Source organism: Photorhabdus heterorhabditis (assembly GCF_018448905.1).
Lineage (GTDB): Bacteria > Pseudomonadota > Gammaproteobacteria > Enterobacterales > Enterobacteriaceae > Photorhabdus > Photorhabdus heterorhabditis.
In genome coordinates this window covers 1-699 of sequence record NZ_RCWA01000168.1, presented here as the reverse complement: position 1 = coordinate 699, position 699 = coordinate 1, and the positions used below count along the sequence as shown (strand labels likewise).

Here is a 699-nt window from a genome sequence, read left to right as displayed (position 1 = left end):
GTACTGAGGGAACCGGTACGCGAGTGACCTCCACCCACAACGATATCACGACCACGGCTTACGCCAGTCAGAGTGAAACAGATGAAACCCTCAATGCGGAGCAACTGGGAGTCAGCAATCTGTATGGCGGCAGCGGCAATGATACGCTGATTGCGGCAAAAACCGGCAGCTGGCTGGTTGGGGGCACCGGGAGCAATACCTATGTTGGTGGTGCCGGTGATGACGTTTTTGTTATCAGTGCTGCTGACGATACGAAAAACATTCACGGCAATGGCGGGCACGATACGGCGATCATTGTCGGTAACCAAGGTGTGGCACTGGACATGGATCAGGCCGGTTTAACCATTGCCGAAGGCGGGAGCGGCAATGATACCATCATAAGTGGCGGTGCTAACGGTGTCTTTATCAAGGGCGGTTCCGGCAATTCGACTCTGATAGGTGGCATGGGTAACGACGTCCTGGTCGGCGGCAGTGGGCACAACACCATCGTTGGTGGCACGGGTAAGTCGGTCATCTATGCCGGTCCTCAGGGCGACACAATCTATGCTTCCAAGGACGGCAGCATCATTCATGCCGGTGGCGGGGACGATAAGATTTTCGGCGGTGTGGGTGACGACGTGATCGAAGTGGGTCACGGGAGTGCAACGATTGATGGGGACGGTGGGGTCAATATAGTCAGCCTGCACGGTAACCACGGCG

Annotated in this window: 1 protein-coding gene; it reads left to right on the top strand. The window is 56.4% G+C overall.

Annotation, left to right across the window (positions count from 1 at the left end):
• Positions 1-699 (top strand): calcium-binding protein (locus EAE89_RS23115; RefSeq protein WP_422615526.1); only part of this gene is annotated, 699 nt, incomplete at both ends.